This is a genomic window from bacterium (assembly GCA_023145965.1).
GTDB lineage: Bacteria > UBP14 > UBA6098 > UBA6098 > UBA6098 > UBA6098.
In genome coordinates this window covers 1-9387 of sequence record JAGLDC010000034.1, presented here as the reverse complement: position 1 = coordinate 9387, position 9387 = coordinate 1, and the positions used below count along the sequence as shown (strand labels likewise).

The following is a 9387-nucleotide window of genomic DNA, read 5'->3' as shown; positions in this document are numbered from 1 at the left end:
TTTCTCGATAGTCTGGGTGAAAAACAGTCTGTCGGAATAGCTGTAGTTCAGAGTTTTATAGAAAGCCACAAACGGAAAATAAACTCCGAGGACGTTTTGGACTATCTTGCAGCCAATGGTGTTACTGTTATTGGGATGCAGCGTGCAGAACATCCCAAGCATTATCGCAAGGACGATCCTTTGTGGCTTTATATCAAAGAGGTGGGCAAGGTTAAGATATTGGGTAAAGAGCGCGAGCTGGAGGTTGCATCGCGACTTCAGGAGTCGCTTCATACTATTCGAGGTCTTATTCCCAAGAACACGATGTTTATCGAGAGGTTAATGCAGATCGGCAAAATCGTTCGAACGCGAGAGCTTCCTTTAGATGAATTTACCAAAGCTACTTCGGGCGACCCTCTAGCCACCACAGATGAGAAGCGCGCCGACGCGTTAGTCGTTCTGGATCAGATTGCTGAAAAATATCATAAGGTAGTCGAATCCATTAAGATGCTACACTCCGGCGAGCTAACCGAGAAGAAATGGCGCATAAAGCTAACGGAATTTTCTGCAGAAGTTGACGAGGATTTACAGAAACTCGAACTTACTGCACGCACACTCGATCGTTTTTCCGGTATAATGGGGAAGATAAGTAATTATTACGAGCATTATAAGGATCGTTTTAATGAAACTGCAAAAGCCATCGATATGGACCCAGAAGAGCTTCGCGTTAGTGTCGATGAAGTAGTTAGCAGTGGAGATGATGCGGGAAAGGTTGCCAAGAAACTTGAAGTTTCAGTGCTTCTGTTTCGAGAGGCGATAATACTCCGTAGGCGTGAGCTTAAGATCTATAAAAGGCTAGAAGAGTCTTGCCTTATGCCTTTCGATAATTTCATTGTCGAGCTCAAAGAGATAAAAAAGCATTGGGCTATCTATGAGGAATGCAAACGCCTCCTTATCGAGGCCAATGTGCGGCTTGTGATAAATATAGCTAAGAATTACACAAATCAGGGTGTTGATTTCCTTGATTTAATTCAGGAGGGTAATGCTGCTTTGATTAAGGCTGTCGAGCGATTTGATCCTGGTCGCGGTTATAAGCTAGGAACTTATGCGATTTGGTGGATTCGTCAGGCTATGCTGCGGACATTGGCCGAGCAGTCGCATGTTGTTAAACTTCCAACATACCTTGTTCAGTGGATAAGGCGGTATTCGCGGATCTCGCAGGAACTTTCGCAGAAACTTGGCAGGGAACCGACGCCTCAGGAGGTTTCCATCGAGATGGAGGTCGAGCCGGACAAAAGCAGTAAGATGCGCCGCTTTTTCACAGGTCAGGTATCTCTCAACAAGTCTCTCGGTGACGATGATAGCAGAACACTCGAGGATGTCATAGCCGATGAAAGTGGTAATTCGCCGATGAACATGGCGAACCTTACAATGCTTCAGACCGAGCTTAAACGGGTTCTCGAGTCTCTCACTCCAAAGGAACAGCGCGTTATTTCCTTGCGCTTTGGCCTCGAGGATAATGTTCCTCGGACACTCGAGGAGATAGGGCAGATATTCGACCTTTCACGTGAAAGGATTCGTCAGATAGAGATGAAGGCGCTTTCGAAGCTTCGTCACCCGAGCAAGCTGGAAAAACTCCTTCCGTATTTAAAAGAGTAGGATGGTTTTAAGTTCAGATTAGGTATAGGATAGCCAGTGGGAAGAGTCCCGGTTTTCTCTTGAACCGGCATCTTTCTTAGATTGTTATTTCCTAACGAAGGGAATCGGACCTTTTTGCTAATTTTGGGTAAGAGATAAATTGGAGGGAATATGTTAATTATCCGCGAAGCAACAGCTGGAAGGCAAAAAAAAGGTGATATTCATATCACTCTCCGGCCGTTCGAGGAGAGGACTCTTCATCTTAAAAGCACTATAGGCAAACTATATGGTAAAAAGATCGAACAGGAGATTAGCGCTGAACTCGATAGGCTCGGCGTAATTGGGGTGGCGGTCAAGGCGATAGACGACGGTGCTCTTAGCTATGTTATTTCGGCTCGAGTGGAAGCTGCGGTTATTGCGGCCTCCGATGATATAGCGCCATTTAAAAAGGCTGATGACAACCATTCCTTCGATCCTGATAGGCTACGCCGAAGCCGGCTTTATATTCCCGGTAATAATCCCAACCTATTTGTTAATGTCGCTTGTTTTGGCGGAGATATGCTCCTTTTTGATCTCGAGGATTCGGTGACACCTTCGGAAAAACAAGCCACAAGGTATTTGGTGCGGAATTTAATATTGGAGAATCGTTTTAGGGATTCAGAGGTAGCCGTCAGAATCAATCAGCTTTCCGGGCCTTTCGGGATGAAAGACTTGGAGGTTATAGTTCCGGCGGGGCCTGCAATAATAGTGCTTCCAAAGGCTGAATCGGCTGAAGATGTCGAGGCACTTACATCGAAGATACAGGAAATACAATCTGAGGTTAATACCAGGCACAAGATAGCTATAATGCCTATCATCGAGAGCGCGCTCGGAGTGGTTAAAGCACCAGAGATTGCCTCTGTCAATGGCGTTATAATGCTTGCATTTGGTGCCGAGGATTTCACAAAAGATATCGGTGCCGAACGCACTCGTGAGGGCAAGGAACATTTTTTCGCGCGCTGTTCTGTTGTGTGTGCCGCGAAAGCTTATGGTAGGCTTGCTTCGGACACCGTTTTCAGCGACTTCGGAGATGTAGAGGGGCTTATAGCCAGCACCGAAGAGGGCAAATCACTTGGTTTCGATGGAAGAGGCATGATTCATCCTTCGCAGGTTGAACCGGTGCATAAAATATATACTCCCAGCGAGCAGGAAATTCTTTTCTCGATAAAAGCTATATTGGCGGCGCAAAAGGCCGAGGAGGAAGGCAGTGGGGTAGTGGCAATTGGAAACAAGATGATCGATGCGCCTATCATCGCTCGCGCAAGAAGAATTATCTCGATTGCGAATAAATTGGGTTTAAAACTCCCTGAGATTGAATAGAAAAACTTATGGTAAAAGGATTTTTTAATAAGCGTGACTTAAGGAATCTTGTTCTAGTCGTTTCCTTTATACTTATAGCAATTATTTTTGTTTTCTTTTTAAAGTCTTATTCCAATCTAATACAAAGGGATTTGTTTGCGCATTTTTCCCAAGACCAGAAGCTACTTGCGGATTTTATGGCTACACGTGTCGAGGAATTTTTTGCGGACATTAGAAGAGAACTCGATATCTCCGGAGCGAAAAGTGGGATTAAGTATCTTCGTTTTCCTGAAATAAATGAAGACATAATCGAGCTGACTAACAAGCTTGAAAACAAGGCCAAATCTATTAGCCGAATGGATACTCTTGGAGTTTTGAGATGTTCGTGGCCGGATACACAAGCTATCGGGCAAAGCATAGCCTACCAAAGCCATGTCATTAAAACTTTAGCAGAACACTGTGATGTTATAAGCCAACCCATACTGACAGTTCAGGGATATAGGGCGATGGCCGTTCATAGTGCCATTTTTGGAAGAGATTCGATTTGGCTTGGAAATATATGTGCGTTGGTTCCCTTCGAAGCAATGGAAAATAGACTTCTTGTGGAATTGAATAGGGTGAAATCTCGGGGTTTTATAGTCGATTCGACGGGCGAGATTCTCTATCATCCGGATTTAGCAACTGGGACACTGGTGGAGCGTGCTTTTTCGCGCGATTCTTCTACGATAATAAACGCATTTTTAGAAGCTATACCAAACAAATTCGAAGGATTTGGCGAGTTTTTAGACCACACGGGTATTAGAAGACCTATCGGTATATCGACCATCGAGTTAGGTGATTATCATTGGTATATCGTTGTTTATTCAGCTTCTAATGAAATGCGAGATATAATTTCGAAGATAAATAAATCCGGTGTTAAGACATACTTTTTTGTTTTATCGGTTTTATTTGTGGTTTTCCTTTTTATAGCTATTTTTTACAACAAAAAAGGGCAGAAAACTTCGAGTGAAACGGAAAAGATTACATCAAATGAGGAAGAGAGGATAATACAGCTTTTTTCAAGCGGACTTAAAGCCCTTATATCCACTGAAAGCGAACGAGAAGTCCTTCAAACACTTATTAATAATATTCGCGAGGTTGGAAATTTTCAGTTTGTAGCGCTTTTAAAAAAGCGGGATCCAAAGGCTTTCTCGATTTGTGTTCAATCATATCGCAAAGAGGAACATTTTTTGGAATTTTTACGCCTATCCAATATCGATCCATTTACAGTTAAGGTTTTTCCGGATCCAATGCATCCGGTGTTTCAATCATTGAATAGTGGCAATACGGTAAAACTATTTTCTATAGATCAAATTAAGACTTTTAACCGTGATTTGGCGTATATGGGTGGAGTTTTATTAGATATACTACCGAATCCCCAATTATCCGTTATTCCGGTCAAAGTGAAAGGCGAACTTTTAGGAGCTGTTCCTTGCTGTATCGAGGAAGATTCCGATATAGACAATAGGATTTTGGAGATCTTTATAGACCAGGTTGCTCAGGTTTTGCAAGTTTCTGAGATACTGAAACAAATGCAAAATGTTAATGAGCTATACACAGACGTTTTTCATAATGTTGATTACGGAATATTCATTGTTGATTCTGATCTGAAGTTATTGTCCTACAATAAAATAGCTGAAACTGAACTTGGATTTAGACCTAAACTTATTGGAAGTTCCCTTAGTGAGGTTTTCAAATTTATTTCGAGTTCTGACACGGAGGAAAGTTATACCTCGATATTGAAAAGCGGTCGTCTTATAGAGATGGAAGAGGTTTCTTACGATAGTTCCCACAACACAACATATTTACGCAAGAAAATTATTCCTGTGTTTTCCACTGCTGGTGGGGTCCATCGGATAATAACTATTGTCGAGGATGTTACAGCACAGAGGTCCATGTCTGAGGAACTTAAAGATGCGCTAAGGAAGATGGAAAAAATAGCCATGACCGACGTGTTAACGGGTTTGCATAATTATAGATACTTTATCGAGGTTCTTCCTAGGTTCATTGAAATGTCACGGGAGGTTTCCGCTCCACTTAGTTTAATAGCTATCGATTTGGACGACCTGAAAAGAATAAATGACAATTTAGGGCATCATATCGGCGACGAGGTAATTAGGAATGCGGCTCTTTTAATATCCAAGCGCTGTTCACCTGCAGACATAGTATCTCGTTACAGCGGGGACGAGTTTTTCGTTCTTCTTAAAAATACTTCTATCGAAAATGCAATCAGCAAGGCCGAGGTTCTTTGCACCAATATTGCCGATAAAGTTATGGATGGAATAAGCGCTCCCGAAGACTACATGGTTACTTCGAGTTTTGGGATTGTTCAGCTTACCGATGATATAATGAACAAGGATGAACTGCTCAGTCGCGCCGAAAGCGCTCTTTATCGGGCAAAGGCCGAAGGTAAGAATCGCGTCGTTGTTTGGCAGTCTTATAAGAACTAATTTGGGAATAGTTAAGTGGAGGGAATTATGAAATTCGTGAAGAACGCAATTGGTCGAGAAGTTCCAATCGAAGCCGATGGGCGGACACTTACGCCTTTTCAGGGCGCATTTACCGACCCACTTGCCGGGGGTAATCGCCCCGGACCGCCGATTCCACATTCGCATCCCGAACATAAAGGCGGAGAAAAGAAACTCTTAAGCTCTTTAAATGAAGCGATAAAAAAAACCGGTCTCCGCGATGGCATGACGATTAGTTTCCATCATCACCTTCGAAATGGTGATTATGTAGTAAATATGGTTCTCGAGGCTTGCGCTGAGATGGGGATTAAGGGGCTTACTATTGCGCCGACGGCGCTTTTCCCTTGTCATGTGCCTGTTGTAGATCATATTAAAAGCGGTGTTATTCGTAATATTCAAGGCTCCATGAACGGTCCGGTCGGGGCATTTGTAAGTAAAGGTGGCATGGAGACAGTCGCTATTCTCCGTTCCCATGGTGGAAGAGTCCGCGCCATCGAGGATGGTGATTTGCACATTGATGTTGCCTTTTGCGCCGCCCCGTGTGCCGATGATTTCGGTAATGCCAACGGTCTTTACGGACCATCGGCGTGTGGCCCGCTAGGTTATGGCCAGATTGACTCCCAATATGCGGATAAATTCGTTGTCATCACCGACAATCTTGTTCGCTTTCCGTGTATTCCCTTCGATATTTTGAGCACCCATGTCGATTATGTTGTTGAAGTCGATAAGATCGGGGAGCCTTCAAAGATAATTAGTGGAACGACGCGCATAACCAACAGCCCCGGAAGGCTTTATATTGCCAAACTTGCGGCCAAATTCATCGAGCAATCACCATATTATAAGGATGGCATAGGCTTTCAAACCGGGGCAGGTGGAATCAGCCTGGCCGTGACTAAATACCTCGGGGAGTTTATGCGCAGGGATAAGATTAAGGCATCGTATATCAATGGTGGCATTACACAGTTTGCAGTTGATCTTTTACACGAGGGAATCGCCGATAAGCTTCTTGATGGGCAAGTTTTCGACACAGCCTCCATTGCCAGTCTTCGTAACGATGTAATGCATGAGCGTATTAATCTTTGTATGTATGCCAACATGCACAGCAAGGGTTGTATGGTCAATGTTCAGGATGTCGGCTTTCTCGGTGCCACCGAAGTCGATGTCGATTTCAATGTGAATGTTAATACGCACTCTGATGGCATGTTGCTGCACGGCATCGGAGGTCACTGTGATGTTGCTGCCGGTGCAAAGCTTGCGATGATGGTTATTCCGTCGTATCGAAAACGAATTCCTGTTATCCGCGAGGCGGTGACTACAGTTACCACTCCCGGAGAAACAGTCGATGTAATAGTTTGCGACAAGGGAATTGCAATTAATCCGCGTCGTGAGGACCTTATTGAACATTTCAAGGATTCTTCGCTTCCGATTCGGGAGATAAGAGATATTAAGCGAGAAGTGGACGAGATCTGTGGTGGTGAACCTCAGTTGCCTGAGCTTGGCGAGAGAGTTATCGCTCTCATAGAATACCGCGACGGCACGATTATAGATAAGGTTATGCAAGTATTGTAGGATTAATTTAGAGTGAAAAGATGCAGCAAAATTGCATGATGAAGCTACACTAGTTTGATTTTAAAGGATGGATTTTATTGCATCGCTTTTTAGACTAGCGGATAAAAAATAAATTGATAATCTTATAGGCGGGTTTTGCTTATGTCCGCTGGGTTTGACTTTGATTATAAAAAACTGCATTTAAGATTTCCCGTGCGGAATACAATAAACACCGGCTTTTGTGAATGGAGCTACAATGTTTCTTAAAAAACAAGCTATTCTCGGATTGTTAATACTATCAGCGGCTTTCGCTTTCTGGCCCTCGGATTATGGTGATATACAAACCGGGAACTCGGGTTCTGGTAGTTCTTCAATGCTTAATAGAAGCATGGTGATGAATTCCGGAGGCTCGCTTTACTGCGTTTATATAGATAATTCCAGCGATATTTCAGCAAAACGGGTATATATTTCTCTCAGCATTGATGGCGGCACCACATGGGACAGTGATTGGTTCGAGGCAACTGATACTGGCCTCTACGGAAGACACAGTCTCATCGATGGTTGCGCGTTGGCCATAGATTATAACGAAGACCTGCATGTTGTTTGGCACCGCTATCAATATTCACCAATGCTACACAGCACATACTATCGTAAGATTGAGGATATTCATAGCAGTCCTTCGGGTAGCGAAATTATCCGGGTATTTGATGGCTCGATCAAGTCGTGTGACTCCGGCATTGCGATGGACTCAGATGGTTATATCTGGCTTGTTACAGGGGGTCCCACAAGTTGGAAAGCACAAATTTGGCGCTCAGATTCCGTTTATGCCGTTGGTGGAACATTTTCTTCAGTTGGTAGCCCATCTTCCGGTTCGACTCAAGGAGTTTCAATTTGCTTAGATGCTAATGATTTGGTCCATGTTGCTTATTACGATAATGGGGTTTCTGCATCTTACGCACAGCATCGCATATTCGATGGAACCGATTGGTTATCAGTCGATGGTATGGGCAATGGCTCCACCGGTGGGCGTGATCATAACTGTGGTATGGCAGCCGATGTGTTGGGTAATGTTCACTTGCTTTATGGCGATAATATCGGTGATGTTACGGGAACCTGGTATTTTCGATATCGTATATGGAATGAAGAAGATGGTATGGGCACGCCTGTCGATGTATGCGAATTTCCTAGCTCGTCGTATGATGGGGTATGTAATCGCTATATAGCCAGTATAGCTTGCACCGAGTTGACGGGTGAGGCTTTTATCCTAATTCGCGATATCGCGAGGGGTGGTTCGCTTTGTCTATATAAAAAATCCCTTACAGATACTGCATTCACGCTGGCTGAAGAACTCACCGACACAAGTATGCTTGCAAGTTATTATTATCTTCCGCGAATGCGTGGGGCACTTTATCCAGAATTCGATAACACATCCATTATGGTCGATTTGGCATGGACTGAAAATCGTTCAGTTGATCCTCACGAAGTTTTCTATCGATACACGCTCTCCGAAGGCCCATATCTTGTAGGCCATTTTCCATCATCGAACGCATGGGTTTCGGAGGATACAGTTGTTTCACTCAACTTCATCGATCTTGATGGTATCGACCCGACCACAGCCTCGATTTCAGTGGATGGAGTCGTTTATAATATTTCCGATGTTGAACTCGTGGCCTGCGGTAATCGTCTCGATTATCATCCCTCGGTTCCGTGGACCGATGGCACGGTTGAGGTCACACTTCTTGCCATGTCCGATGTTTTAGGGCATTCGACTCCCGATACAGGAACAAGCTTTAGTTTTAAGATAGATAAAACGCCGCCGTCTCTGCTTTATCACGAACCGGACTCAGCCCTAATTGCGGATTATGTTCCCGATGGCGCACTTATGCTATTCAAAGACCTCGGTTGTGGTTCGGATAGCCTATGCTGGAGCCTCACTGTAAACGATTTAGAATTCGAGCCGCCAAGTGGTGGGGGAATAATTATCGAAGGCGATACACTTGTTATGCTTGCTTTTACGCTTGGGGACGTTACGATCCCGCTAAACGATACCTCACGCATATATTTTACTGTGCACGACAAACCAGACATCGGTGCGCCGAATGAAAAGACCTATTACTGGTGGTTTGTCGCCGCCACAGGTATAGAGGAAACCGATCTCCCGGCCAACTTGGCCCTCTCGGCCTACCCCAATCCGTTCAATTCATCGGTATTTATCTCCGCACCGGAGGGCGCTAAAATCGAGATATTCGATGTGAACGGCAGAATGGTAGATGACATTCCCGTAGGGGCGAATCTTGTATTCGCCCAACCACCGGGCGACCACAAAGATCGCCCCTACGAATTTGTCTGGATACCCGACGAAAATATTACCTCGGGC

The 9387-nt window shown here is 44.3% G+C and carries 5 protein-coding genes; all 5 read left to right on the top strand.

Annotation, left to right across the window (positions count from 1 at the left end; translation table 11 throughout):
• Positions 1–1638 (top strand): sigma-70 family RNA polymerase sigma factor (locus tag KAH81_03595; GenBank protein ID MCK5832735.1); only part of this gene is annotated, 1638 nt, incomplete at its 5' end.
• Positions 1639–1788: 150 nt separating this feature from the next.
• On the top strand, positions 1789–2976 hold the full coding sequence (locus tag KAH81_03590) for a citrate lyase ACP (protein MCK5832734.1): 1188 nt from the start codon (positions 1789–1791) through the stop codon (positions 2974–2976).
• Positions 2977–2984: 8 nt separating this feature from the next.
• Positions 2985–5444, top strand: a complete 2460-nt coding sequence (locus KAH81_03585; GenBank protein MCK5832733.1) for a diguanylate cyclase — start codon at positions 2985–2987, stop codon at positions 5442–5444.
• Between the two features lie 27 nt (positions 5445–5471).
• Positions 5472–7031: a citrate lyase subunit alpha gene (gene citF / locus KAH81_03580; GenBank protein ID MCK5832732.1), complete on the top strand. Its 1560-nt coding sequence runs from the start codon at positions 5472–5474 to the stop codon at positions 7029–7031.
• Positions 7032–7266: 235 nt separating this feature from the next.
• Positions 7267–9387: T9SS type A sorting domain-containing protein (locus KAH81_03575; GenBank protein ID MCK5832731.1), on the top strand; the 2121-nt coding region annotated here is incomplete at its 3' end.

Excerpts from the sequence above, each read along its gene's own strand:
- KAH81_03590 (MCK5832734.1), top strand. The coding sequence starts at position 1,789 with ATGTTAATTATCCGCGAAGCAACAGCTGGAAGGCAAAAAAAAGGTGAT.
- citF (MCK5832732.1), top strand. The coding sequence starts at position 5,472 with ATGAAATTCGTGAAGAACGCAATTGGTCGAGAAGTTCCAATCGAAGCC.
- KAH81_03585 (MCK5832733.1), top strand. The coding sequence starts at position 2,985 with ATGGTAAAAGGATTTTTTAATAAGCGTGACTTAAGGAATCTTGTTCTA.